Source organism: Delftia sp. NA_296.1 (assembly GCF_052692095.1).
The window spans coordinates 47,807-71,626 of the sequence record NZ_JBQZGF010000009.1; the positions used below are offsets into that span (position 1 = coordinate 47,807).

23 protein-coding genes are annotated in these 23,820 nt (G+C 67.1%); 16 read left to right on the top strand and 7 right to left on the bottom strand.

What is annotated here, in order from left to right:
- Positions 1–50 precede the first annotated feature (50 nt).
- The 7 genes from ACUTR7_RS21325 (at position 51) to ACUTR7_RS21355 (ending at position 7,902) form a co-directional block, all read left to right on the top strand.
- On the top strand, positions 51–839 hold the full coding sequence (locus tag ACUTR7_RS21325; RefSeq protein WP_012202192.1) for a FadR/GntR family transcriptional regulator: 789 nt from the start codon (positions 51–53) through the stop codon (positions 837–839).
- A gap of 148 nt (positions 840–987) precedes the next feature.
- A complete protein-coding gene (locus ACUTR7_RS21330; RefSeq protein WP_013800130.1) occupies positions 988–1,965 on the top strand; it encodes a Bug family tripartite tricarboxylate transporter substrate binding protein in 978 nt (325 codons plus the stop codon).
- A gap of 47 nt (positions 1,966–2,012) precedes the next feature.
- The gene (gene kdgD, locus ACUTR7_RS21335) at positions 2,013–2,924 is read left to right on the top strand and encodes a 5-dehydro-4-deoxyglucarate dehydratase (protein WP_012202190.1); all 912 of its coding nucleotides are present in this window, start codon (positions 2,013–2,015) and stop codon (positions 2,922–2,924) included.
- Positions 2,925–2,983: 59 nt separating this feature from the next.
- A complete protein-coding gene (locus ACUTR7_RS21340; RefSeq protein ID WP_012202189.1) occupies positions 2,984–3,943 on the top strand; it encodes a Bug family tripartite tricarboxylate transporter substrate binding protein in 960 nt (319 codons plus the stop codon).
- 105 nt (positions 3,944–4,048) lie between these two features.
- Positions 4,049–5,035 carry a 2-hydroxyacid dehydrogenase gene (locus ACUTR7_RS21345; protein ID WP_063327753.1) on the top strand — a complete coding sequence of 329 codons (987 nt, stop codon included), beginning with the start codon at positions 4,049–4,051 and terminating at the stop codon, positions 5,033–5,035.
- A gap of 44 nt (positions 5,036–5,079) precedes the next feature.
- Entirely contained in the window at positions 5,080–6,417 is a 1,338-nt protein-coding gene (locus ACUTR7_RS21350; RefSeq protein ID WP_043823221.1) for an enolase C-terminal domain-like protein, read from the top strand.
- A gap of 36 nt (positions 6,418–6,453) precedes the next feature.
- A complete protein-coding gene (locus ACUTR7_RS21355; protein WP_445609778.1) occupies positions 6,454–7,902 on the top strand; it encodes an aldehyde dehydrogenase family protein in 1,449 nt (482 codons plus the stop codon).
- Between the two features lie 68 nt (positions 7,903–7,970).
- Here ACUTR7_RS21355 and ACUTR7_RS21360 read toward each other — a convergent pair whose 3' ends face one another.
- The 4 genes from ACUTR7_RS21360 to ACUTR7_RS21375 form a co-directional block, all read right to left on the bottom strand.
- Positions 7,971–8,729 carry a hypothetical protein gene (locus ACUTR7_RS21360; RefSeq protein ID WP_445609779.1) on the bottom strand — a complete coding sequence of 253 codons (759 nt, stop codon included), beginning with the start codon at positions 8,727–8,729 and terminating at the stop codon, positions 7,971–7,973.
- A 500-nt stretch (positions 8,730–9,229) separates the two neighbouring features.
- Positions 9,230–9,355 (bottom strand): hypothetical protein, encoded by a 126-nt coding sequence (locus ACUTR7_RS21365; protein WP_445609780.1) that lies wholly within the window; start codon positions 9,353–9,355, stop codon positions 9,230–9,232.
- Positions 9,356–9,934: 579 nt separating this feature from the next.
- Positions 9,935–10,627 carry an LrgB family protein gene (locus ACUTR7_RS21370; protein ID WP_013800125.1) on the bottom strand — a complete coding sequence of 231 codons (693 nt, stop codon included), beginning with the start codon at positions 10,625–10,627 and terminating at the stop codon, positions 9,935–9,937.
- A gap of 5 nt (positions 10,628–10,632) precedes the next feature.
- Complete coding sequence (locus tag ACUTR7_RS21375; RefSeq protein ID WP_445609781.1) at positions 10,633–11,106, bottom strand: CidA/LrgA family protein; 474 nt, start codon at positions 11,104–11,106, stop codon at positions 10,633–10,635.
- A 76-nt stretch (positions 11,107–11,182) separates the two neighbouring features.
- On the opposite strand from ACUTR7_RS21375, the gene ACUTR7_RS21380 reads away from it, so the two are divergent.
- Complete coding sequence (locus ACUTR7_RS21380; protein ID WP_012202182.1) at positions 11,183–12,091, top strand: LysR family transcriptional regulator; 909 nt, start codon at positions 11,183–11,185, stop codon at positions 12,089–12,091.
- A gap of 4 nt (positions 12,092–12,095) precedes the next feature.
- Positions 12,096–12,731, top strand: a complete 636-nt coding sequence (locus ACUTR7_RS21385) for a pseudouridine synthase (protein WP_278537877.1) — start codon at positions 12,096–12,098, stop codon at positions 12,729–12,731.
- On the opposite strand, the gene ACUTR7_RS21390 is transcribed toward ACUTR7_RS21385, so the two are convergent.
- Entirely contained in the window at positions 12,728–13,750 is a 1,023-nt protein-coding gene (locus ACUTR7_RS21390) for a hypothetical protein (RefSeq protein ID WP_445609782.1), read from the bottom strand. The two genes, ACUTR7_RS21385 and ACUTR7_RS21390, sit on opposite strands and share 4 nt — an antisense overlap.
- Before the next feature lie 2 nt (positions 13,751–13,752).
- On the bottom strand, positions 13,753–14,109 hold the full coding sequence (locus ACUTR7_RS21395; RefSeq protein WP_013800120.1) for a zinc ribbon domain-containing protein YjdM: 357 nt from the start codon (positions 14,107–14,109) through the stop codon (positions 13,753–13,755).
- Positions 14,110–14,248: 139 nt separating this feature from the next.
- Between ACUTR7_RS21395 and ACUTR7_RS21400 the strand changes: the two genes are divergently transcribed.
- The 3 genes from ACUTR7_RS21400 to ACUTR7_RS21410 all read left to right on the top strand — a co-directional run bounded on the left by ACUTR7_RS21400 (position 14,249) and on the right by ACUTR7_RS21410 (position 17,083).
- Positions 14,249–15,142, top strand: a complete 894-nt coding sequence (locus ACUTR7_RS21400) for a LysR family transcriptional regulator (protein ID WP_216294490.1) — start codon at positions 14,249–14,251, stop codon at positions 15,140–15,142.
- 94 nt (positions 15,143–15,236) lie between these two features.
- Complete coding sequence (locus ACUTR7_RS21405; RefSeq protein ID WP_445609783.1) at positions 15,237–15,959, top strand: DsbA family oxidoreductase; 723 nt, start codon at positions 15,237–15,239, stop codon at positions 15,957–15,959.
- Between the two features lie 92 nt (positions 15,960–16,051).
- Positions 16,052–17,083 (top strand): cyclase family protein, encoded by a 1,032-nt coding sequence (locus ACUTR7_RS21410; protein WP_445609784.1) that lies wholly within the window; start codon positions 16,052–16,054, stop codon positions 17,081–17,083.
- A gap of 144 nt (positions 17,084–17,227) precedes the next feature.
- Here the strand turns inward: ACUTR7_RS21410 and argE are convergent, their stop codons facing one another.
- Positions 17,228–18,391: an acetylornithine deacetylase gene (argE, locus tag ACUTR7_RS21415; RefSeq protein ID WP_071953864.1), complete on the bottom strand. Its 1,164-nt coding sequence runs from the start codon at positions 18,389–18,391 to the stop codon at positions 17,228–17,230.
- A gap of 164 nt (positions 18,392–18,555) precedes the next feature.
- On the opposite strand from argE, the gene ACUTR7_RS21420 reads away from it, so the two are divergent.
- From ACUTR7_RS21420 to ACUTR7_RS21435, 4 genes are all read left to right on the top strand, one after another.
- On the top strand, positions 18,556–19,869 hold the full coding sequence (locus tag ACUTR7_RS21420) for an MFS transporter (RefSeq protein ID WP_071953865.1): 1,314 nt from the start codon (positions 18,556–18,558) through the stop codon (positions 19,867–19,869).
- Positions 19,870–20,178: 309 nt separating this feature from the next.
- Positions 20,179–21,522, top strand: coding sequence for a C4-dicarboxylate transporter DctA (locus tag ACUTR7_RS21425; protein ID WP_043823239.1), 1,344 nt, complete (start codon positions 20,179–20,181; stop codon positions 21,520–21,522).
- On the top strand, positions 21,519–22,205 hold the full coding sequence (locus ACUTR7_RS21430) for a GntR family transcriptional regulator (protein ID WP_207442896.1): 687 nt from the start codon (positions 21,519–21,521) through the stop codon (positions 22,203–22,205). Before ACUTR7_RS21425 ends, ACUTR7_RS21430 begins: the two co-directional genes overlap by 4 nt.
- A 171-nt stretch (positions 22,206–22,376) precedes the next feature.
- Positions 22,377–23,720 carry a glycerophosphodiester phosphodiesterase family protein gene (locus ACUTR7_RS21435; RefSeq protein WP_445609785.1) on the top strand — a complete coding sequence of 448 codons (1,344 nt, stop codon included), beginning with the start codon at positions 22,377–22,379 and terminating at the stop codon, positions 23,718–23,720.
- The last annotated feature ends 100 nt before the right edge of the window (positions 23,721–23,820 follow it).

Consider the following 23,820-nt stretch of genomic DNA (forward strand, 5'->3'; position numbering starts at 1 on the left):
TCGATGGCGTGGACGTCTTGTGATACGTTGTCGTACAACTTGGAGCGATTATGATCAGCACCATGGAAAGTTCGGCAAAGGGATTTCCCGCATCACCCCCAACGATCGAGCTTCCCCTGCGAGGAAAGTCCGGTCGCAGCGGCCGCAATCTGGCCGCCCTGCTGTTCGACGAGTTCGCGAGCAAGATCCGCAACGGCCTGCTGGCCGAAGGCGAGAAGCTGCCCACGGAGTCGTCGCTGGTGCAGACCTACGAAGTCAGCCGCACCGTGGTGCGCGAGGCGCTGTCGCGCCTGCAGGCCTCGGGCCTGGTGGAGACGCGCCACGGCATAGGCACCTTCGTGCGCGCCGCCCAGCCCGCATCCACGCTGATGCTCAATGCCGACGAGCTGACGGCCGCCGTGGACGTGATGGCCGTGCTGGAGCTGCGCATCAGCCTGGAGACCGAAAGCGCCGGCCTGGCCGCGCTGCGCCGCAGCCCCGAGCAGTTGCAGGGCATACGCATGGCGCTGCAGGCCTTCGAGATCGCCTTTGCGCGCGGCGAGGACACGGTGGCCCATGACCTGGCCTTCCACACCCAGATCGCCGAGGCCACGGGCAACCGCTACTTCGGCGACATCCTGCGCCACTTCGGCGCCCAGCTGATTCCGCGCACGCGCATCGCCTCCATCCACCAGCCCCAGCGCGACCCCGATTACCTGCGCCGCGTCAACCGCGAGCATGAGGAAATCCTCGCTGCCATCGAGCGCCAGGACGCCGACTCGGCCCGCGCGGCCATGCGCATCCACCTGACCAACAGCCGCGAACGCCTGCGCCTGGCACAAAAGACCAGCGCCGCCTGAGTGCTCCCATGGGCCTTTCGGGGCCGATGGCGTTGCCACGGGAATTCAGACAACCAAGGGAAAACCCTTTATCACTGCTTGCAGATCTCGGTTAAAAATCGGTTTCAGTTGTACGACAACTGACAACATCAAACCCGGAGACAAGAGCATGACCCTGAGCCGAAAGCAGTTCCTGCGCGCCGCTGGCGCCACCGCCCTCGTAGCCACCGGCGCCGGTGCGCTGGCCCAGAGCAACTGGCCCACGCGGCCGCTGCGCCTGGTGGTGCCCTACCCGCCGGGCGGCAGCTCGGACATCATTGCGCGCGCCATCGGCCCGCTGCTGTCGGCAGAACTCAAGCAGCCCGTGGTCATCGAGAACAAGCCCGGCGCCAACGGCAACCTGGGCGCCGACATGGTGGCCAAGGCCCAGCCCGACGGCCACACGCTGATGCTGTGCGACCTGGGTGCGCTGGCCATCTCGCCCTCGCTCTACACCAAGCTGTCCTTCGACCTGTCCCGGGACCTGCGCGGCACGGCCATGCTGGCCTACTCGCCCCACCTGCTGGTGGTCCATCCTTCGGTGCCGGCCAACAACCTGCAGGAGCTGGTGGCCCTGTCCAAGAAGGAAGACCTGAGCTTTGCCGTCACCGCCACGGGCAGCGCCCCGCACCTGGCCGGCGTGGAACTGGCGCGCGCCACGGGCGCCCGCTGGGAATACGTGCCCTACAAGGGCGGCGTGCAGTCCATCCAGGACACGGTGGCAGGCCAGACCCAGGTGCTGATGAACGGCATGCTGGCCACCTACCCCCATGTGCAAAGCGGCAAGCTCAAGCTGCTGGGCCTGTCCAAGGGCACGCGCATGCCGCTGGCCGCCAACGTACCCACCATCGCCGAGCAGGGCGTGCCCGGCTTCGAGACCGGCACCTGGCAAGGCGTGGTCGTTCCCGCCAAGACGCCCGAGGCCGTGGTCCAGCGCCTGCATGAGGCCCTGATCACCGCCATCCGCTCGCCCGAGGTGCGCGCCCGCCTCACGGGCCAGGGCGCCGAGGTCGTGACCATGAACCCCGCCGAGACCGCGCGCTTCCTGACCACCGAGCGCCAGCGCTGGCAAAAAGTGGTTCAAACAGCCGGTTTGAAGCTCGACTGATTCCGCCCTTTTTTTCTTTCTTCCCCACCCTTATTCCCGAGAGCACCATGACCCCCCAAGACCTCAAAGACGTGATGAGTTCCGGCCTGCTGTCCTTCCCCGTGACGGACTTCGACAGCAACGGCAACTTCAATGCCAAGGGCTATGCGGCCCGCCTCGAATGGCTGGCCCCCTACGGCGCCAGCGCGCTGTTCGCGGCCGGCGGCACGGGCGAGTACTTCTCGCTGTACGGCGAGGAATACGGCCAGATCATCAAGACCGCCGTGGACACCTGCCGCGGCAAGGTGCCCATCATCGCGGGCGCCGGCGGCCCCACGCGCACGGCCATTGCCCATGCCCAGGAAGCGGAGCGCCTGGGCGCACACGGCGTCCTGCTGCTGCCCCACTACCTGACCGAAGCCGGCCAGGAAGGCCTGATCGCCCATGTGGAGCAGGTCTGCAAGAGCGTGAAGTTCGGCGTCATCGTCTACAACCGCGACCGCACCCGCTTCACGCCCGAATCGCTGGCCATCCTGGCCGAGCGCTGCCCCAACCTGGTGGGCTTCAAGGACGGCATGGGCAACATCGAGACCATGTCCGCCATCTTCATGAAGATGGGCGACCGCTTCGCCTACCTGGGCGGCCTGCCCACGGCCGAGGTCTATGCGGCCGCCTACAAGGCCCTGGGCACGCCGGTGTACTCCTCGGCCGTCTTCAACTTCATCCCCAAGACGGCGATGGCGTTCTACGAAGCCGTGCGCACCGACGACATGGCCACGCAGCACAAGCTGCTCAAGGAATTCTTCATGCCCTACCTGAAGATCCGCAACCGCGTCGAAGGCTACGGCGTGAGCATCATCAAGGCCGGCGCCAAGCTGGTCGGCCACGACGCAGGCCCCGTGCGCGCCCCGCTGACGGACCTCAAGCCCTCCGAGCTGGAAGAGCTCAAGGCCCTGATCGACAAGCTCGGCCCGCAATAAGCCACAAGACCGGACGCAGGGGCCAGTCCGGCCCTTGCGCCCCCCCAGGAGACAAGAACATGAAGAAGATTCTGATCACGCTGGGTGCCGCACTGGCCCTCACGGCGCAGGCGGCCGGCAGCTTTCCGGACAAGGCCGTCAACATCATCGTGCCCTTCCCGGCCGGCGGCTCCACCGACACCGTGGCGCGCGCCATGGCCCTGAGCATGGGCGAGCAGCTGGGCAAGCCCTTCGTGGTGGAAAACCGCCCGGGCGCCACCGGCACCATCGGCGCGGGCGCCGTCAAGCGCGCACCGGCCGATGGCTACACGCTGCTGGTGGCCTCGCTGGGCCCCTTCGTGGTCACGCCGCACCTGGTCAAGAACGTGCCCTATGACGCAGGCAAGGACTTCGACTACATCACCATCCCCGTGCAGGCGCCCAACGTGCTCGTGGCCAGCCCCGCGCAGAAGGCCCGCACCGTGGCCGAGGTCATCGCCGCGCTCAAGGCCAACCCCGGCAAGATCAGTTTCGCGAGTTCGGGCAACGGCTCCTCGGACCATCTGTCGGCCGAGCTGTTCTGGCAGCAAAGCGGCACCGAAGGCATGCACGTGCCCTACAAGGGCGGCGCCCCGGCCATCACGGACCTGATCGGCGGCCAGGTGGACTTCTCGTTCCAGAACGTCAACGCCGTGCTGCCCCATCTGCGCAGCGGCAAGCTGCATGCGATTGCCGTGACCGGCAGCCAGCGCTCGCCCGTGCTGCCCGATGTGCCCACGCTGGCCGAGGCCGGCGTCAAGGGTGCCGAGGTCTACTCCTGGCAAGGCCTGGCCGCACCCAAGGGCCTGCCCGCCGATGTGAAGGCCAAGCTTGCCAAGGCCGCCATCGCCTCCGTGCAGCAGCCCGACATCCGCAAGCGCTTCGTGGAGCAGGGCCTGGAGATCGTGGGCAACACGCCCGAGGAATTCACGCGCTACCAGGCCCAGGAGTCGGAGCGCTGGAAGCAGCTGATCCAGACCCGAAAAATCACTGCTGATTGAGCTAGAAACAACGGGCCGGCCCCAGGGCCGTTCCCGCTGGCCTGCGCACCGCAGGCCCTTTTCACCGGGGCTTCCAGCCCCCGCAAGTTCCAAGGATTCCAAGGCATGGCGACCTCCCGTCCACGCGTTCTCCAGTTCGGCAAGATGCCGCTGCCCCAGCTCGATGCCGAACTGGCCCAGGCCTATGAGGTGACGCTGCTGTCCGAGCAGCCCGACCGCGAGCGCTTTCTCGCCGAGCACGGCGCGCAGTTCGAATACCTGGTCACCTCGGCCGCCATGGGCGTGCCCGCGAGCGTGGTGCAGGCCCTGCCCAGGCTGCGCTTCGTGAGCAGCTTCGGCGTGGGCTTTGACGCGCTGGACCGCGAGTCCCTGCTGCGCCAGGGCGCGCGCGTGGGCTACACGCCCGGCGTGCTGGACGACTGCGTGGCCGACATGGCCTTCGCCCTGCTGCTGGACGCGGCGCGTGGCCTGAGCGAATCCGACCGCTTCGTGCGCCGGGGCGACTGGAGCCGAGGCCGCTTCGGCATCCGCACGCGCGCCAGCGGCAAGCGCCTGGGCATCTTCGGCATGGGCCGCATCGGCTCCACCGTGGCGCGCCGCGCGGCCGGCTTCGACATGGAGGTGGCCTATCACAACCGCCGCCCGGTCGAGGGATCGCCCCACCTCTACCAGCCCTCGCTGCTCGAACTCGCACGCTGGAGCGACTTCCTCGTCATCACGGCCGCAGGCGGCGACGGCACGCAGCACCTGGTCAACGCCGAGGTGCTGGACGCGCTGGGCCCGCAGGGCTTTCTGATCAACGTGGCGCGCGGCAGCGTGGTCGACGAGGCCGCACTGGTCCAGGCCCTGCAGCAGGGCCGCATCGCAGGCGCGGGCCTGGATGTGTTCGAGGACGAGCCACGCCCCCATGCCGAGCTGCTGTCGCAGGACAACGTGGTGCTTGCGCCCCACATCGCCAGCGGCACGCACGAAACCCGCCGCGCCATGGCCGACCTCGTGCTGCGCAACCTGGCGCAGTTCATCGCCACGGGCCGGCCCGAGGCCGAGGTGCCGTGGTCCGCCGCACAGCAGGCGGCCACCGCCGCCGCATAGCCGTTTTTTCCCAGAGACCGATCCAAACGATCCAAGAGCACGCCATGTCCTCCACCCCGACCATCACCGAGATCGAAGTCATTCCCGTCGCCGGCCGCGACGGCATGCTCATGAACCTCAGCGGCGCGCATGCGCCCTACTTCACGCGCAACATCGTGCTCGTGCACGACAGCGCGGGCCACACCGGTGTGGGCGAGGTGCCTGGCGGCGAAGGCATACGCCAGGCGCTGGAGGACAGCAAGGCGCTGCTCATCGGCCAGTCCGTGGGCAACCACCTGAAGCTGCTGCAGAACCTGCAGCAGGCCCTGGCCGGCCGCGACACGGGCGGGCGCGGCCTGCAGACCTTCGATCTGCGCATTGCCGTGCATGCCGTCACCGCCGTGGAATCGGCCCTGCTGGACCTGCTGGGCCAGCACCTGGGCGTGCCCGTGGCAGCCCTGCTGGGCGAAGGCCAGCAGCGCGACCGCGTGGAGATGCTGGGCTACCTGTTCTTCACCGGCCCCACCGACAGGACCGATCTACCCTACGTCCAGCCCGGCGAAGACCAAAGCGGCAGCGACGACTGGACGCAGGTGCGCCACATGACTGCCATGGACCCGGCCGCCATCGTGCGCCAGGCCGAGGCGGCGCACGCGCGCTACGGCTTCAACGACTTCAAGCTCAAGGGCGGCGTGCTGGCCGGCGAGCAGGAAGTGGAGGCCGTCACCGCGCTGGCCAGGCGCTTTCCGCAGGCGCGCGTCACGCTGGACCCCAACGGCGGCTGGCTGCTCAAGGACGCCATCCGCCTCATGCGCGACATGCACGGCGTGCTCGCCTATGCCGAAGATCCCTGCGGCGCCGAGAACGGCTTCTCGGGCCGCGAAGTCATGGCCGAATTCCGCCGCGCCACCGGCCTGCCCACGGCCACCAACATGATCGCCACCGACTGGCGCCAGATGGTGCATGCGCTGTCGCTGCAGTCCGTGGACATCCCCCTGGCCGACCCGCATTTCTGGACCATGGCCGGCTCCGTGCGCGTGGGCCAGACCTGCCGCGACTGGGGCCTGACCTGGGGATCGCACTCCAACAACCACTTCGACATCTCGCTGGCCATGTTCACCCACGTGGCCGCCGCCGTGCCCGGCAAGGTCACGGCCATCGACACGCACTGGATCTGGCAGGACGGCCAGTACCTCACCCAGAACCCGCTGCAGATCCGGGGCGGCTTCGTCGAGGTGCCCAAGACCCCGGGCCTGGGCGTCACCGTGGACCGCGCCGCGCTGCAGCGCGCCAACGCCCTGTACCTGGAGCATGGCCTAGGAGCGCGCAATGACGCCATGGCCATGCAGTACCTGATCCCGGGCTGGACCTTCGACAACAAGCGCCCCTGCATGGTCCGCTGACCCCTTCCTTCCGTTACCCCTTTCCCGGAGCACCTCATGTCCCGCTACGACAACCTCATCAACGGCCAATGGAAGCCTGCCGACGGCTACAGCGCCAACACCAACCCCAGCGACCTGTCCGATGTAATCGGCGAGTACGCCCAGGGCAATGCCGCCGATGTGGAAGCCGCCATCGCCGCGGCGGCCGCGGCCTTTCCCGCCTGGAGCACCTCGGGCATCCAGGCCCGCCACGACGCCCTGGACAAGATCGGCAACGAAATCCTGGCCCGCAAGGAAGAGCTGGGCGACCTGCTGGCGCGCGAGGAAGGCAAGACCCGCCCCGAAGCCATTGGCGAAGTCGGCCGCGCAGGCCAGATCTTCAAGTTCTTCGCGGGTGAATGCCTGCGCCTGGCCGGCGAAACCCTGCCCTCCGTGCGCCCCGGCATCGGCGTGGAAATCACGCGCGAGCCCGTCGGCGTGGTGGGCCTGATCACGCCGTGGAACTTCCCCATCGCCATTCCCGCCTGGAAGATCGCGCCGGCCCTGGCCTTCGGCAACTGCGTGGTCCTGAAGCCTGCCGACCTCGTGCCCGGCAGCGCCTGGGCGCTGGCCGACATCATTCACCGCTCGGGCATTCCGGCCGGCGTGTTCAACCTCGTCATGGGCCCGGGCCGTGTCATCGGTGATGCCCTGGTGCGCCACAGCGCCGTGGCCGCCATCAGCTTCACCGGCTCCGTCGGCGTGGGCCGCGGCATTGCCCGCGCCTGCGTGGAAAGCGGCAAGAAAGTGCAGCTGGAGATGGGCGGCAAGAACCCGCAGATCGTGCTGGACGACGCCGACCTCACCCAGGCCGTGGAGCTGTCCGCGCAAAGCGGTTTCTACTCCACGGGCCAGCGCTGCACGGCATCGAGCCGCCTCATCGTCACCGACAGGATCTACCCCGCCTTCATCGAGGCCCTGCAGGCCCGCATGGCCAGGATCAAGGTGGGCGACGCCCGCGCCGCAGGCACCGACATGGGCCCCGTGGTCAGCCAGGCCCAGCTGGAGCAGGACCTGAGCTACGTGGAAATCGCCAAGGCCGAAGGCGCCGTGCTGGCTGCCGGCGGCGCTGCCGCCGCCTGCCACACCGGCAGCGGCAACAAGGGCTACTACATGGCGCCCACCCTGTTCGTGGACACCGCCGCCGCCATGCGCATCAACCGCGAGGAAGTCTTCGGCCCCGTGGCCAGCGTCATCCGCGTCAAGGACTACGAAGAAGCCCTGGCCGTGGCCAACGACACGCCCTTCGGCCTGGCCGCAGGCATTGCCACCACCAGCCTCAAGCACGCCACCCACTTCAAGCGCCACAGCCAGGCCGGCATGGTCATGGTCAACCTGCCCACGGCCGGCGTGGACTACCACGTGCCCTTCGGCGGCCGCAAGGGCAGCAGCTACGGCCCGCGCGAACAGGGCCGCTATGCGCAGGAGTTCTATACGACGGTGAAGACGGCGTATACGCTGGCCTGAACAAGGCTTTGCTGTACGAAAAAGCACCTGCCCAGGTGCTTTTTTCATTGGGCAAGCGCGATGGAAATTCACCCACCTCTGCGGCGCAGCTTTCCAAAGGCCATCAACCCGATCAAGCAGGCTGCAGAAAAGAGAGCCCATGCACCTGAGGCAGGCACCGGCGTCGGTGCTACCGCTTCGTAAGGCCTGAAGCTGTAACGCACCGTGCCAATTTTCGAATTTGGATGCAATCCAACATTGTATTCAACATCCAAATCAAAACTCACCGGATTGTTTGACGTGAAGTACATGATCATCGGACCCACATACTGCACATCAACTCCAGAGGGAATATTTCCTCCTACAAAATTCGCTGTCGCGCCATTCACGAATAAAGCTGAACCACAGCCAAGATTAATATCAGCATTGTATTTATTATTGACTGACGAGTACCACCACTTCAGTTGAACTGATGCTGGCGGCGGAACCCATACCGAGTATGGAAGATTTTCATCAAACGAGGCGCCAACAGAATCAGTGACTTTTAATCTATACCCAGAATGACTTCCAGAAGTAGAACAATTCACAGAATCATTCAGCTCCTCAATACTGAGCAAACCATTTGGCGATACAGAATACTTCAGATAGGGAGGGCTCCCATTCGCTTCAATTTCAAAAACATAGGGAGGAACCCCGCCGTCCGCTTCGACCTGAAGCGATACAATCTCACCGCGGATACCTGTAGGCACCCGAAATGGTTTGATGACAAGATTTGCCGCAACTGCCATCTGCGCAGCCCCGCCAATAAGCAGGACAACAAATAAATTTCTTACCGCCATGGTTGTCAAATGCCAAATTTGATATGATTCATTTTATAACACAATTTACACGGCTTTTATATTTTTAAAGCCTTCGCGCCGCATTTTTTCCGTTTCGCGCATTTCATTGCCAGGAATCTCTTTCAACAGGCACAGCAGGCCAATTCACAGCAATTGCATATCGCTTTGCTGTCGCACCAGCAAAACCCGCCCTCGGTCAACCGTCAGGCAGACACTTGGCTTCGAAAAGCAAACATGCGGCAGGGCCTGAACAAAGCGGCGTCTACGCAGGCCTGAGGCACAGCGCGGGGCGCAGGAAAGCGGGCATTGCAGCCCACCTCTGCTGCGCCCAGGTCAGCCCTTCAAGCCGACCAGGGCTGCGGCCCTGCGCCGCAGTACCGCCGGGTCTTCCTCCCAGTACTCCACCCGCCCTGCCTCTTACTCCACGGATTCGCCCAGCCTGTCTGCGCTGTAGCGAATCGCCTGCAAGGCACTGGCCAGCACCTCCAGGTCCCCTCGGGCGTCTCCAGCTAGGCCCGTGCCATGCGCACCATAGCCGCCACCTCGCCACAGCTCTGCTGCACCAGCAGCGCCACCTCGGCCAATACATCGCCCGCCTGCTCGGGCCTAGCCTGTGAAGAAAGAACGGCATTCATACCTGCAACCTCCCCAGATCGGGCACCTGGATCGGCGATGAAAAAGGCAATGCCAAAGATTGAAAGACGGCGGACATGGTTAGTACTCCTTTGCGAGAGATCAGCACCACCATCCCGCGTTCTTGCACACAGAAAGGTGGACGGGATGTTAAGAACACGAACGAAGCCGTGCGGACGCCCTTGCGGGTAGCCCCATCCCGTCCGTAACCGCAGGAACGCAGGCTTGCGCCCACTCCCCGCAACCGCCACGGCGCAGGTGGCCCCGCAGCGAAGCGAAGGGGTCGCGGACATCCGGGTCGCCTTCTTTGATCTGACCTTTCTTGGCGAATCAAGAAAGGGCAGTCGGCTGCCGGGCCGAGACCCGGCCTCGAAAAACAACCACCCGGCAGGGGCAAAAGATTGCACCTAAGCCAAAAGCAAACAAGGTGAGCGGGAGGCAAGACCATGTGCAAGGCATGCTGACGCCCCCACGGGCAGCCCCATCCCGCCCCAAACCCAAAGACAGCCAGGCCCCCAAAAGCCCCAGCCATCAAACCCGGGCCAAGGATGGCAGCTCCCGCATCACTTCAGCAAATCACTTCAGAAAAACAGCACCCTCACCCAAGGCGCCACCACCACATTCAACGCCCCCGCAATCATCATCACCAACGAAGCAACCACCGCCTGCACATCCCCAAACTGCCGCGCCTTCGCCACCCCGCTGCCATGCGCGGCACCGCCCAGAATGGCGCCCGCAGCCAGCTTGCTGCGCACGTGCGGCAGCAGCCGCAGGATGGTCTCGCCCATGAGCATGCCGCTGACGCCCGTGAGCAGCACGAACAGCGCGGCCAGGTCGGTGGGCCCGCCCAGCACGCGCTCGGCCTCGATGGCGAAGGGGGTGGTCACCGAGCGCACGGCCAGGCCCTTTTGCAGGTCCACGGGCAGTCCGAAGGCCTGTGCGAACCAGATGGTGGTGGCAATGGACACGCCACTGGCCACGAGCACGCCGGTGGCGATCGACATCCAGTGCTTGCGCAGCAAGTGGCGGTTTTCGTGCAGGGGCAGCGCAAAGGCCACCGTGGTGGGGCCCAGCAGCCAGACCAGCCAGTGCGTCTGGGCGATGTACTGCGGGTAGCGCACATGGGTCAGCAGCGCCAGCGCGATCAGCACCATGGGCGTGGCGACGATGGGCATGAGCAGCGGATGCGGATGGCGGCGGTACACGCGCTTGTTGGCCGCATAGCAGGCCAGCGTGGCCAGCAGCGACAGCAGGCCTATGGCTTGGTCGGACATGGCGTTCACTCCTGCTCCCTGTGCAGCCCGGCGCGCGTGGAGCGGCGCCGGGCCAGCCACAGCTCCAGCCGGTAGACGCGGTCCACGGCCAGCGCCGTGGCGGCCATCACGCAGGCCGTGCTGGCCACGATGACGCCCAGGATGCGCAGACCCTGGTGCTGGATCAGGTCGGTGTATTCGGTGACGACCAGCATGGCAGGCACGAAGAACAGCAGCATCTCGGCCAGCAGCCAGTTGGTGCCGCCCTGCAGCCAGCGCGCCTTGACCAGCCCGCTGAACAGGCCCGTGGCCAGCAGCGCGAAGCCGATCAGCCCGGCCGGCATGCCCCAGCCGAAATGCGCGCGCACGGCCTCCATGGCCACCCACAGCGCACTGAGCAGCCCCACCTGCAGCACGCCGCGCAGCAGCGGCCAGCAGCGATGCAGCAGGCCCTGCAACACCTGCGGCCGCAGGACGGGCGTGGCGGAAATCTTTGACATGGGGCAATCCTAGGGTTTGCACTCGGATTCGTAAAATGAATAATCTCCATTTTTCCCATGCACAAAAGGAATCCTCATGGACCTGCGCGCGCTGCGCTACTTTGTCGAGGTGGTGCGCTGCAACAGCTTCACGCGTGCGGCCGAGGCGCTGCATGTGACCCAGCCCACCATCAGCAAGATGGTGCGGGCGCTGGAGGAGGAGCTGGGCGGCCCGCTGCTGCTGCGCGAGGGGCGCGGTGTGCAACTGACCGACGCGGGCCAGGTGGTCCATGCGCGCGGCCTGCAGGTGCTGGAGCAGTCACGCCAGCTGCTGCAGGAGGTGGCCGAGGTGGACGGCATTGCGCGCGGCAGCCTGAGCGTGGGCATCATGCCCACGGCCGGGCACTACATGGCGCCCGTGATCGCGCGCTTTCAGCAACTGCATCCGGGCGTGGAACTGCATGTGCAGGAGCAGGGCGCACGCGCCCAGCGCCAGCTGCTGCTGGACGGCAAGCTGGACATGGCGCTGGGCCTGCACGGCGCGGGCGAGGCAGGTGGTGACCTGGCCGGAGAGGGCCTGGAGTACTGCACCATCGCCCACCAGAAGACACGCGTGGCCTTTGCCGCGCACGAGGTGCCCGACCCGGACGCACCCGTGCACTGGAGCGAGCTGGCCCGGCGGCCCTTTGTGTTCTACACCTCGGACTTCGCCCTGCACCAGGCCGTGCTGGAGCATTGCGCGGCGGCAGGCTTCAGCCCACAGGTGCGGCTGCAGACGCGCTACTGGGACTTCATCGGCGACCTGGTGGCAGAAGGCGTGGGCGTGGCCGTGATGTTCGAGCACGTGATCGCGCGGTTCGACCCCCGGCGCGTGTCCAGCCGCCCGCTGGTGGGGCCTGAACTGCACTGGGACGTGGTGCAGCTGTGGCGCAGCGGCTATCTGTCACGCGCGGCGAGGGCCTGGCTGGAGTGCGTGCGTGCGGTCTATCCCGACGACAATCGCTGAGTCCATGCAACCCAGAAAACGCCCTCCTTCGCGCTCCTTTGCGGGCCCATCCCGGCGCCCGCAGACCGCCTTCGCCGACCGGCCCGACACCGGCCCCTCACGCCTGCTGTGCTTCAACAAGCCCTACGGCGTACTCAGCCAGTTCACCCCCGAGGGCCGCTGGCGTGGCCTCAAGGAATACATCGACGTGCCGGGCGTGCATGCGGCAGGCCGGCTTGACGCCGACAGCGAAGGATTGCTGCTGCTGACCAATGACGGCCCGCTGCAGGCGCGCATCGCCGATCCGCGCTTCAAGATGGAGAAGACCTACTGGGTACAGGTCGAGGGCCTGCCCGACGAGGCCGCGCTGCAGGCCCTGCGCCAGGGCGTGCAGCTCAACGACGGCATGACGCTGCCCGCGCAGGCGCGCCGGCTGGAGCCGCCGCCCGTGCTGTGGCAGCGCGACCCGCCCATCCGCGTGCGCCAGAACATTCCCGACTGCTGGATCGAACTGGTCATCCGCGAAGGCCGCAACCGCCAGGTGCGCCGCATGACGGCGGCCATTGGCCACCCCACGCTGCGGCTGGTGCGCGCGGCCATCGGGCTCTACACGCTGGACGGCCTGGAGCCCGGCCAGTGGAAGGACGTGGAGCCCGCCTAAGGCTCCGGCTTGTCGGGAAGTGCCACAGCCTGCCAGCGCTGCAGGCCGAGCCACGGATGAAAGCGCCGCGCCTCGCCCACTTCCACCCGCTCCACACTGCCGGCCAGCAGCGGCCACAGGCGCTGCAATTGCGCCGAGCGCTGCTGCGTGCAGCGCCGCGCGCGGGCCAGCAGTTCGCTGCCCTGGCCCAGCAGGCGCGACAGCTCGCGCAAGCGCGGCGGCGGCAGGCATTGGGCGCTGGCCAGCATCAGCCAGGACGGTGCCTGGCCCGCCTGGGCGGGGCCGCTGGCGGCGAACTGCTCCAGCAAAGCGACATGGGCGCTGAGCAGGGGCGCGGGCGGCTTCTCGGCCAGCATGATCTCCAGCAGCCTGCCATCGATGCGCCAGCGGGCGGGCACCACGGCGTGCTCTACCGAGTTGCCGAAGCGCGTGGACTGGCGATGGCGGACGGCGCGGCTGCCCTGCTCCAGCAAGGGCTGCAGCAGTTCGGCCAGGGCCTGCTCGCGCTGCGCCGTGGGCGCTTCGGCCAGCGTGATGCGCAGCGGCACGGCCTCGTAGCCGCGCAGCTGGTCGCGCCAGGCCATCCAGCCTGCCGTATCCGGGCCGCCCAGCAGCAGGGCGAGGAAGGCGCCCAGGCCGGCCAGGGCCGATCCGGTCCACCAGGACACCTGCACAGGCTGCCGCCCGGCGATCAGCCAGCCCGTCAACCAGACCAGCGCCCCCGCGCAGGTGGCTGCCAGCAGGCCCATGCCGAAGGCGAGGAAGGGTGCGCCATCGAGCCGGTCGGGCAGCAGCACCAGTATGGCCACGCAGGCCGCGCCGGCGCACAGCGCGATAGCCCACCAGCCGGCCACGGGCAGGGTGCGCGCGGTGTGCTCTGTGTGGCCTATGCGCCCCGCCACCGCAAGCAGCATGAGGGCCACCACCGCGCCAGCGGTCAGCGCAATGAACAGGGGCGCAAACACCCACAGCGCCAGCAGCCCGAGGACCGCCGATACCGCAAGCGACAGCGCCAGCATGCTCAGGCCTTCTTGAGGAACTCCGACTTGAGCAGCATGGAGCCCAGTTCGGTCTTGCAGTCCACGTTATGGCCGTCGGCGCCATCGACCAGGCGGATGCCCTTGATCTTGCTGCCCTTCTTGAGCACGGTGGACGAGCCCTTGACCTTGAGGTCCTTGACCAGGATCACGGCATCGCCGTCGGCCAGCGCATTGCCGTTGGCGTCGCGCACGATGCCGTCGCCAGCGGCGGCTTCGCCGGACTCTTCTTCGGCCTGCATGGGCCATTCGAAGGCGCAGTCGGGGCAGATGTAGCTGGTGGCGTCGGGATAGGTGTTTTCAAGGCCGCACTGGGGGCAGGCGGGAGTGGTCTGGGGCATGGGATTGAACAGATTCGGTGAAGACAAAGGGGCGCGGCGGGCGCGCCGTACCTGGCGATTGTCGCCCCTGCCCCCGCAGGCATGCCCCGGCAAACCCGAGCGGCCTGCTACGCTGCGCGCCACTCTTTGCTTTTTCCCCATGGATACGCTGACCCCCTTGCGCGCCTTCCGGCGCATCGTAGAACTGGGCTCCATCGCCAAGGCGGCCGACGCGCTGGACCTGTCCTCGGCCGCGCTGAGCAAGCAGCTGCGCGCGCTCGAAGCCCATCTGGGCGCCGTGCTGCTGCAGCGCACCACGCGCCGCATGAGCCTGACCGACACGGGCCAGGCCTACTACGCAGAGTGCTGCCGCCTGCTCGATGAATTCGATGCGCTGGAGCAGTCGGTGCGCGCGCAGTCGCAGCAGGTGGCCGGCCGGCTGCGCGTGAATGCGCCGCTGTCGTTTGCGCTGAGCACGCTGTCGCCGCTGCTGGCGCGCTTCATGCAGCGCCATCCGCAGCTGCAGATCGACCTGTCCATGGAGGACCGGTTGGTGGACGCGGTGGGCCAGGGCTTCGATGTGTCCATCCGCCTGAGCGCGGAGCTGGCGGACTCCTCGCTGATCGCGCGGCGCCTGGCCTCGCTGTCGCAGATGCTGTGCGCGGCCCCGTCCTATCTGCAGGCGCATGGCCGCCCAGCCAGTGCCTCCGCGCTGCGCGGCCATGCGCTGCTGAACTACAGCCTGGCGCATGCGCCCCGCGAAGCGGGCGAGAGTTCCCAGGCGCCGTCCGAGGCGCGCGCCAACGTCAACAACAGCCTGATGCTGCGCGACCTGCTGGTGGCGGGCCTGGGCATTGGCGCCCTGCCCTCGTTCCTGGCGCGGCCGGCGATTGCGGCAGGCCAGCTGGTCGCACTGGACCTTGCGGACCAGGCCGCGCAGGCCCGCCATGTCTACGCGGTCTATCCCACGCAGCGCCACCTGCTGCCCAAGGTGCGCGCCTTCGTGGACTTCCTGGCCGAGGAACTGCCTGCCGCCATGGGCGAGGATTGTTGACGCCGCGTTAAGAGTTCCTCAAGCGCACGCCCCTTTTTCGCGCCGGGCCTGCGGCCTACGCTTGCCGTCCATCACAGCCATGAAGGACACAAGCATGACGCAATGCAATGATTTTTCCTGCGCCCTGCCCGCGCAGGATGCGGCGGCGCCCTCGCCGCAGCAGGCCCTGCAGGCGGCGCCTGCTGCGGCGCCCGCGGTCGCCCCCGCCATCGACTTCTTCCATGACGTGGTCTGCGGCTGGTGCTACGTGATGTCGCCACGCCTGCGCCAGGTGGCGCGCGAGCTGGGCCTGCGCGTGCGCCACCGCAGCTTCGTGCTGCAGGCCTCGCGCGCCGAGATGGTGGCGGCCTTCGGCTCCATGGAGCGCGCCAAGCAGGTCATCCTGGAGCACTGGCAGGCCTGCGCGGAGCATGACGACGAGGACCGCATCGACATCGAGGGCATGCGCCGCGAGGCCTTCGAGTACCCCAGCGGCATGGCCGGCGCACTGGCCTGCCAGGCGGCCCAGATCCTGGGCGGCGATGACGCGCACTGGGATCTGTTCGACGCCATCCAGCACGCCCACATGAGCGAGCACCGCAACATCGGCGACGCCGAAGTGCTGCTGGACATCGCCACGCGCACGGGCTTCGAGCGCAATGCCTTGGCGGGCTGCATGGAAGGCGCCCAGGCGCTGGAGCAGGTGCGCCAGGACCGCGCGCTGGCGCAGCGCATGGGCCTGCGCTCCATTCCCACGCTGATCGCGCCGCGCCTGCCGCCGCTGCAGACCCAGTCGCTGGCTGCGCTGCGCGAACGCCTGCACTTCCTGGCGGCCTGAGCGCCCCCGTCTTTGCTTTTTTCATCGGCGTTTTTCCGCCTTCCCTCGCGCGCGGCATGCGCGCCCTTTTTCAGCAGACCAAGGACTTTTCCATGACTCTCCAACGCTTCGCTCGCCGCATGGCGCTGCCCTCTCTCGTGATCGCCCTGACCGCCGCCTTCGCGGGCACCGCGGCCCAGGCCCATGGCGGCCACGAGCCCCCGGCCGGCGCACGCCAGGACGTGGGCACCAGCCCCTGGGGGCCTGCCGACGAGATCGGCCGCCTGAACCTGATCACGCCGGCCTCGCGCGCGGCCATCCTGCAGCGCATCACGGGCGGGCAGGTCTATGACCTGGCCACCGAGTACTACGTGGGCATGCCCAGCTGGCAGGACGCGGGCGATCCGCACTACCAGTTCTGGATGACGCACACGCCGCGCGGCACCGTGGTGGACGACCCGATGAACGTGGGCAAGGACATGAACGCCACGCGCAGCTACACGGGCACGGCGTTTTCCATGTACAGCCACACGGGCACGCACATCGATGCGCTCAACCACTTCGGCATACGCGGCAGGATCTGGAACGGCTTCAGCGCCGACCAGCATCTGGGCGACCGGGGCTGGCAGCGCACGGGCATCGAGAAATTCCCGCCGCTGGTGGCGCGCGGCGTGCTGATCGACGTGGCGGCCGCCAAGGGCCTGGAGATGCTGCCCGACCAGTACCGCATCACGCGCCAGGACCTCAAGGATGCGCTGGCACGCCAGAAGGTGACGCTGCAGGAGGGCGACATCGTGCTGGTGCGCACGGGCCGCATGAAGCTGTACGGCCAGCCCCAGGCCTACATGGCCAAGCCGCCGGGCCTGGGCCTGGATGCCGCGCGCTTCCTGGTGGAGGAAGGCGGCGCCATGATCGTGGGCGCCGACAACCTGAGCCTGGAGACGTTCCCGTCCGAGGTGGACGACGACTACGTACCGCTGCACAGCTACCTGCTGGCGCAAAAGGGCGTGCCCATCATGGAGCTGGTGGCGCTGGACGATCTGTCGCGCGACAAGGTCTACGAGTTCGCCTTCATCGGCGGCCCGCTCAAGATCCGCGGCGGCGACGCCGCGCCGCTGCGGCCCATCGCCATCCCGGTGCGCTGAGCGGGGCAAGACGAGATTTCTTGAGCTTGACCTCGAAACTCCCGCGCCCCCAAGGCGAGGGACACCGAGCAAGGGCCGCCCCGCAGCAAGGGTGTCGTCCCCCTCCGAAGAGAGGGGGAAGGCGCGAAGCGACTCAGGGGGTGATCACAGACTCGTGCCCATTTTGCTGAGGAAGCGCTCGCAGGCGTCGAGCTGGGCCAGCTCGACGAACTCGTCGGGCTTGTGCGCCTGCTCGATGGAGCCGGGGCCGCAGACCACGGTGGGAATGCCGGCGTTGTGGAACAGGCCGGCCTCGGTGCCGTAGGCCACCTTGCGCTTTTCCTGGTCGGCGGTCAGCGCGCGCACCAGCTGGGTGATGGCGGCTTCTTCCGAGGCTTCCAGCGCGGGCGCGCTGGCGCCGGTCTCGATCTCGATGCGCGCGTCGGCGAATTCGGCGCGCATGCGCGGCAGCAGTTCGTCGCGCACATAGGACTCGACCTGGGCCTGGATGCCATCCACCGACATGCCGGGCAGGTTGCGGAATTCATAGGCGAATTCGCACAGCTCGGGGATGGTGTTGACCGCGATGCCACCCTGGATCTGGTTGGTGGTCATGGTGGTGAAGGGCACGTCGAAGAATTCGTCGTAGGGGCCGTGCGCCTTGAAGTGGTCGGCGATGTCCCGGATACGACAGATCAGCCGCGCCGCGTACTCGATGGCATTGCTGCCGCGCGGCGTGAGCGACGAATGCGCGGCCTTGCCGTGCACGCGGCAGCGGTAGAGGTTGATGCCCTTGTGCGCCACCACCACCTGCATGCTGGTGGGCTCGCCGACCACGCAGCCGTCGAAGCGCGCGCCCTCGGCCTTGAGCTGGTTGATCATCACGGGCGCGCCCGCGCAGCCGATTTCCTCGTCGTACGAGAACGCCAGGTGCACGGGCCTGGCGCGCTGCGTGGCCAGGAATTCGGGCACCAGCGCCAGCGAGGCGGCGATGAAGCCCTTCATGTCGCAGCTGCCGCGACCATACAGGCGCCCGCCCTTTTCGGTGAGCGCAAAGGGGTCGGTGCTCCACTGCTGGCCATCGACCGGAACCACGTCGGTATGGCCGGACAGCACGATGCCACCCTGCGTTTCGCCGTTGTGGGCCGGCAAAGTGGCGAAGAGATTGGCCTTGGCGCCGTCCGGAGAGTGGAACAATCGGGCACTCACGCCCAGCGTGGCCAACTCATCGCGTACACACTCGATCAGCGCCAGGTTGGAGTTGCGGCTGGTGGTGTCGAATGCGACCAGTGTTTCCAGCCAGTCGCGGGTGTTTTTCCAGGTAGTCATGTGGTTCCATCTGCGCCATGGCCTGCGCCGCCCTTCGTGGACGACGCAGGCCATGGCATAGGCATTGCATATGGCGAAGCAGTGTACGCCCGGGTTGCGGCCCGGGCAGGCACGCCGACCCATGCCCCGGGCGTGACTGCCGTCTTTTCAATCCCTTTTCGGAAATGGACCCTGCTTTGACCAAGCAAACCGTCTCGACCCGCAACATCGTGGCTGCCGTCATCGGCAACGCGCTGGAGTGGTATGACTTCCTGGTGTTCGCCTTCATGACACCCATCGTCGCCAAGCTGTTCTTCCCCAGCAATCCCGACAATCCGGACGACAACATCAACCGCATCCTGATGACCACGGCCGTGTTCGGCGTGGGCTTTTTCATGCGGCCCGTGGGCGGCATCCTGCTGGGCCTGTACGGGGACCGCAAGGGCCGCAAGGCGGCCATGGTGATGGTGACGGGCCTGATGGCGGTGGCGATCGCGCTGATCACGCTGGCGCCCACGTATGCGGCGGTGGGCATCCTGGCGCCGCTGTTCATCGTGCTGGCGCGGCTGCTGCAGGGCTTTGCGGCCGGCGGCGAGTTCGGCACGTCCACGGCACTGCTGATCGAGCTGGCACCGCCCGGCAAGCGCGGCTTCTATGGCTCCTGGCAGATGGCCGGCCAGATGCTGGCCCTGCTGATCGGCGCGGCCACGGGCACGCTGATCACCGAGATCTTCACCGAGGAGGAGCTGATGGCCTGGGCCTGGCGCGTGCCCTTCGCCGTGGGCCTGCTGATCGTTCCCGTGGCGCTGTACATCCGCCGCCATGTGGAGGAGCCCGAGGTCTTCAAGGAAATGCAGGCCGCACAGGCCAGCGGCAAGGCGCGCCAGATCGGCATCATGGAGATGCTGCGCACGCATGCGCGCGAGACGCTGGTGGGCATGGGCCTGGTGGTCACGGCCACGGTGTCCATCTACATCACCTTCACCTATCTGGTGACCTATGCCACGGTGACGCTGAAGCTGCCCATGCGCGATGCCTTCATGGTGCAGATGGCCGGCGCCGCGCTGATGGTGGTGATCATGCCGTTCTTCGGCGCCCTGTCGGACCGCGTGGGCCGCCGCATGCTGACCATCGGCTCGCTGATCGGCTACCTGGTGGTGCTCTACCCGCTGTATGCCTGGCTGACCGACGGCCCCACGGTGCAGAAGCTGCTGATCACCCAGCTGGTGGTCTGCGTGTTCGTGGCCGTGTTCTTCGGCGTGTTCAGCACGGTGATGGCCGAGCTGTTCCCGCCCCAGGTGCGTTCGGCCGGCATGTCCATGGCCTACAACGTGGCGGTGATGATCTTCGGCGGCTTCGCGCAGTTCATCGTGACCTGGCTGATCCGCTCCACGGGCTCGCCCATGGCGCCGGCCTTCTATGTGATGTTCGGCGTGACGCTGGGCCTGTTCGCGGCCTTCTTCATCAAGGACCGCGCTCTGGAGCGCAACCTGCGCTGATCCCGGTGCGGTGCGCAAGGCACCGCGCCCGCGCATGCCGCGCATGCCCCGCCACGGGGCCTGCGCCCCGCCCGCGCACCCGCCTGCGCACCATGCGCGGGCATGACGGCCACCCGCCCTGCACCACGGCGGGGAGGCCCGCCCGCATCGGCGGATTTCATGCAGAAAAAGTCAGGGCTGATGCTCTCTGGAGTGCCGCAAATCTGCAGGGATTACCCTCTGCTGGCACGCGTTTCGCTTGTCTACATTCTTGCATGCAAGTTGTAAATCCACTTGCATACAAGATTCCACAACTTGCGAAAGACGACTATGCGCCGCTTTGCCAGATCACTGTTCGGACAGGTGGTGATCGCACTCATCCTGGGTGTGCTCGCCGGAATATTGGCCCCTGAATGGGCCGTGAAGCTCAAGCCCCTGGGCGATGGCTTCATCAAGCTCATCAAGATGATCATTCCCGTGCTGGTGTTCTGCGTGGTGGTGCACGGCATCGCGGGCGCAGGCGACCTCAAGCGCGTGGGCCGGGTCGGCGTCAAGTCGCTGATCTACTTCGAGGTGCTGACCACCATCGCCCTGGTGCTGGGCCTGGTGCTGGCCTTCGTGTTCCAGCCCGGCGCGGGCATGAACGTGGACCCGAGCAAGCTCGACGCATCGGCCATGAGCGCCTACGCCAGCAACGCCGACAAGCTGACCAGCGGCGGCACGGTGGACTTCCTGATGAAGCTCATCCCCACCACCGTGGTGCAGGCCTTTGCCACGGGCGACGTGCTGCAGGTGCTGCTGTTCGCCGTGCTGTTCGGCTGCGCGCTGACCATGCTGGGCGAGCGCGGCGCGCCCGTGCATGCGCTGATCGACACGCTGTCGAACGTGCTGTTCAAGATCATGGGCATTCTCATCAAGCTGGCCCCGCTGGGCGTGCTGGGTGCGATCTCGTTCACCGTGGGCCAGTACGGCATCGGCTCGCTCAAGCAGCTGGGCATGCTGGTGCTGCTGTTCTACGTGGCGGTGATCTTCTTCGTCTTCGTGGTGCTGGGCCTGGTGATGCGCTTTTCGGGCTTCAGCCTGATCAAGCTGCTGCGCTACCTGCGCGAGGAGCTGATGGTGGTCTTCGCCACCACCTCCTCGGACAGCGTGCTGCCCCAGATCATGGCCAAGCTGCGCAACATGGGCGTGCGCGACTCCACCGTGGGCCTGGTGATTCCCACGGGCTACTCGTTCAACCTGGACGCCTTCTCCATCTACATCACGCTGGCGGCCGTGTTCATCGCCCAGGCCACGAACACGCCCATCGGCATGGCCGACCTGCTGACCATCCTGGCGATTGCGCTGGTGACCTCCAAGGGTGCCCACGGCGTGCCGGGCTCGGCCATCGTGGTGCTGGCGGCCACGCTGCATGCGATTCCGGCCATCCCCGCCATCGGCCTGGTGCTGGTGCTGTCGGTGGACTGGTTCATGGGCATTGCCCGCGCGCTGGGCAACCTGATCGGCAACTGCGTGGCCACCGTGGCCATCGCCGCCTGGGAAGGTGACATCGACCGCGAGCGCGCCCATGCCGTGCTCAACGGCCTGGCCGACAATCAGGGGCCCGACGCCGAGCCCTCCGGCGCCGCCGCCGTCCCCGCAACCGTGACTCCTGCCCACCCTGCAACGCAATGACACCTGTAAGCCCCCAGCACATCGCCGAGCGCGTCGTCGAAGCCATCCTGGCCCAGAAACTGGCGCCCGGCGAACGGCTGGGGGAGCAGGAGCTGGCCGACAACTTCGCGGTCAGCCGCACCATGGTGCGCGAGGCGCTGATGCAGCTGCAGGCGCGCGGCTTCGTGCAGGTGCAGCCCCGGCGCGGCTGGTACGTGGTCCAGCCCTCGGCCGAGGAGGCGCAGGACGCCTTCGCGGCGCGCCGCATCATCGAGACCGGCATCCTGGGCGAGGCCGGCCGCCCGATGCAAAGCGTGATCGGCCAGCTGCGCCGCCACATCGCCCAGGAGCAGGAAGCCATTGCCGGCGCCGACGCGGCCACGCGCGCCTTCCTGCTGGCCGACTTCCACGTCTGCCTGGCCGAGCAGATGGGCCACCGCCTGCTGGCGCTCACCCTGCGCGACCTCACGGCGCGCACCACGCTGGCGGCCACATTGTTCCAGTCCACGCACAGCGCCAGCCAGTCCTGCGCCGAGCACGAGCGCATCGTCGAGGCGCTGGAGCGCGGCGACACCGAGGGCGCCAAGGCCCTGCTGCTGGAGCACATCGGCACGGTGGAGCGTTCGCTGGAGATCCGCCCGAGCGAGGCGCCCGACGCCAGCGACCGCCTGCGCGCCACGCTGGCGCCCCTGTTCGGGGGATAACCCTGTGTCGGAGGGTCGGCAAATTTCCACCGACCGTCGCTAAAACGCCAATCTGGGTCATACGGGACGCACTGTCATGGTGCCGACACGGCTGACTGCATACGCTGCTGAGTTGGCGCATTGCGCGCCGTTCATCAACCCACCACTGCTTCGGATATGACCCAACGTCCTATGTCCTTTTCCCGCACTCCCCTGCTCGCGTCCCTGTGCGCGGCTGCAGTCCTCACGGCCTGCGGCGGTGACGGCGGCTCGTTCTACCTCACGCTCGACGGAAAGCAGCCCCAGGTGATCGCCCACCGCGGCTTCTCGGGCAAGTTCCCGGAGCAGACGCGCATGGCCTACGAGGCCGCCGCCGATGCAGGCGCGGACATGCTCGAACTCGACATGCACATGACGAAGGACTGCCAGCTGGTCGCCCGCCACAACGCCTGGCTCAGCGACAGCACCAACGTGGCTGACGTGGCCAAGACCAATGCCGAAGTGGCACGCCGCCAGCGCACCACGGCCGGCGTGCTGGTCAACGTGAAGTACCCGGCCATTCCCGCCAACGGCCCGGCCCAATACCTGAGCGACCAGCTCGATGCCAACGATCCCAAGTCCGTGCTCAAGGCCCTGGTGGTCGATGGCGAGGACCACCGCAACGACTGGTCCATCAGCGACTTCACGCTGCAGGAGCTGCGCAGCTGGCTGACCGGCACCATCCTGGACAACCGCAGCGAGCGCCCCACCGAGTGGAACGGCAAGCTGCCCCTGATCAGCGCCCAGGACGTGCTGGACATCGCCGCCGCCAAGGGCAAGGCCCTGGGCCGCACCATCCCCGTCTACGCCGAGACCAAGAACCCCTACTGGAACAACCAGCAGGCGATCGCCAACGGCTGCGGCGCGCCCGGCTCGCGCCCGTTTGAAGACGCGGTGATCAAGCTGCTGGACCAGAACAAGCTCAACGCCAAGGACTCGGCCATCTACATCCAGAGCTTCGACCCGGCCAGCCTCAAGTACCTGCGCCAGGCCGGCATGAAGGCCAAGGGCGTGCAGCTGATCGACGGCAACGACTTCAGCCTGCGCGACGGCTCCATGGTCTACATCACCAACGATGAATGGACCTTTATCAGCGGCCGCCCCTACAGCTGGACCCTGGCCGGCGACGCCCGCACCTTCGCCGCCATGCTCACGCCCGCAGGCCTGGCCGACATCAAGACCTATGCCGACGGCATCGGTCCCTGGAAGCCCCAGGTCCTGGCCCACTCCGTCGTGCCCTACAAGGACGGCGCCGGCCTCAAGGACGTGAACACCGTCAAGGACACGGGCCTGATCCGCGACGCCCACAAGGCCGGCCTGATCGTGCACAGCTTCACCTTCCGCAACGAGCCGGGCCGCCTGGCCGGCCTGTACAAGGGCGACCCCGTGCAGGAATACCTGACCTACTACCGCCTGGGCATCGACGGCGTGTTCACCGACTTCACGGACACGGCCGTGACGGCGCGCAAGGCGTACAACAAGGAAATCGGGCTCTGATCGAGCGCTGAATGCCGCTGCGGCGGCGTCCATAAAAAAGCCAGGGCATGCCCTGGCTTTTTTCTTGCAACGCGCGGCACCAGTCCGCGCGGACAAACGT

What these genes read in the sequence shown, in the direction of transcription:
- ACUTR7_RS21365 (WP_445609780.1), bottom strand. Translation starts at nt 9,355, where the DNA reads ATGAATGCCGTTCTTTCTTCACAGGCTAGGCCCGAGCAGGCGGGCGAT.
- ACUTR7_RS21425 (WP_043823239.1), top strand. Translation starts at nt 20,179, where the DNA reads ATGCGCCGCTTTGCCAGATCACTGTTCGGACAGGTGGTGATCGCACTC.
- ACUTR7_RS21405 (WP_445609783.1), top strand. Translation starts at nt 15,237, where the DNA reads ATGACGCAATGCAATGATTTTTCCTGCGCCCTGCCCGCGCAGGATGCG.
- ACUTR7_RS21410 (WP_445609784.1), top strand. Translation starts at nt 16,052, where the DNA reads ATGACTCTCCAACGCTTCGCTCGCCGCATGGCGCTGCCCTCTCTCGTG.
- ACUTR7_RS21375 (WP_445609781.1), bottom strand. Translation starts at nt 11,106, where the DNA reads ATGTCAAAGATTTCCGCCACGCCCGTCCTGCGGCCGCAGGTGTTGCAG.
- ACUTR7_RS21385 (WP_278537877.1), top strand. Translation starts at nt 12,096, where the DNA reads ATGCAACCCAGAAAACGCCCTCCTTCGCGCTCCTTTGCGGGCCCATCC.
- ACUTR7_RS21340 (WP_012202189.1), top strand. Translation starts at nt 2,984, where the DNA reads ATGAAGAAGATTCTGATCACGCTGGGTGCCGCACTGGCCCTCACGGCG.
- ACUTR7_RS21430 (WP_207442896.1), top strand. Translation starts at nt 21,519, where the DNA reads ATGACACCTGTAAGCCCCCAGCACATCGCCGAGCGCGTCGTCGAAGCC.
- ACUTR7_RS21345 (WP_063327753.1), top strand. Translation starts at nt 4,049, where the DNA reads ATGGCGACCTCCCGTCCACGCGTTCTCCAGTTCGGCAAGATGCCGCTG.
- ACUTR7_RS21355 (WP_445609778.1), top strand. Translation starts at nt 6,454, where the DNA reads ATGTCCCGCTACGACAACCTCATCAACGGCCAATGGAAGCCTGCCGAC.
- kdgD (WP_012202190.1), top strand. Translation starts at nt 2,013, where the DNA reads ATGACCCCCCAAGACCTCAAAGACGTGATGAGTTCCGGCCTGCTGTCC.
- ACUTR7_RS21435 (WP_445609785.1), top strand. Translation starts at nt 22,377, where the DNA reads ATGTCCTTTTCCCGCACTCCCCTGCTCGCGTCCCTGTGCGCGGCTGCA.
- ACUTR7_RS21370 (WP_013800125.1), bottom strand. Translation starts at nt 10,627, where the DNA reads ATGTCCGACCAAGCCATAGGCCTGCTGTCGCTGCTGGCCACGCTGGCC.
- ACUTR7_RS21325 (WP_012202192.1), top strand. Translation starts at nt 51, where the DNA reads ATGATCAGCACCATGGAAAGTTCGGCAAAGGGATTTCCCGCATCACCC.
- ACUTR7_RS21400 (WP_216294490.1), top strand. Translation starts at nt 14,249, where the DNA reads ATGGATACGCTGACCCCCTTGCGCGCCTTCCGGCGCATCGTAGAACTG.
- ACUTR7_RS21390 (WP_445609782.1), bottom strand. Translation starts at nt 13,750, where the DNA reads ATGCTGGCGCTGTCGCTTGCGGTATCGGCGGTCCTCGGGCTGCTGGCG.
- ACUTR7_RS21395 (WP_013800120.1), bottom strand. Translation starts at nt 14,109, where the DNA reads ATGCCCCAGACCACTCCCGCCTGCCCCCAGTGCGGCCTTGAAAACACC.
- ACUTR7_RS21330 (WP_013800130.1), top strand. Translation starts at nt 988, where the DNA reads ATGACCCTGAGCCGAAAGCAGTTCCTGCGCGCCGCTGGCGCCACCGCC.
- ACUTR7_RS21420 (WP_071953865.1), top strand. Translation starts at nt 18,556, where the DNA reads ATGGACCCTGCTTTGACCAAGCAAACCGTCTCGACCCGCAACATCGTG.
- ACUTR7_RS21350 (WP_043823221.1), top strand. Translation starts at nt 5,080, where the DNA reads ATGTCCTCCACCCCGACCATCACCGAGATCGAAGTCATTCCCGTCGCC.
- ACUTR7_RS21380 (WP_012202182.1), top strand. Translation starts at nt 11,183, where the DNA reads ATGGACCTGCGCGCGCTGCGCTACTTTGTCGAGGTGGTGCGCTGCAAC.
- argE (WP_071953864.1), bottom strand. Translation starts at nt 18,391, where the DNA reads ATGACTACCTGGAAAAACACCCGCGACTGGCTGGAAACACTGGTCGCA.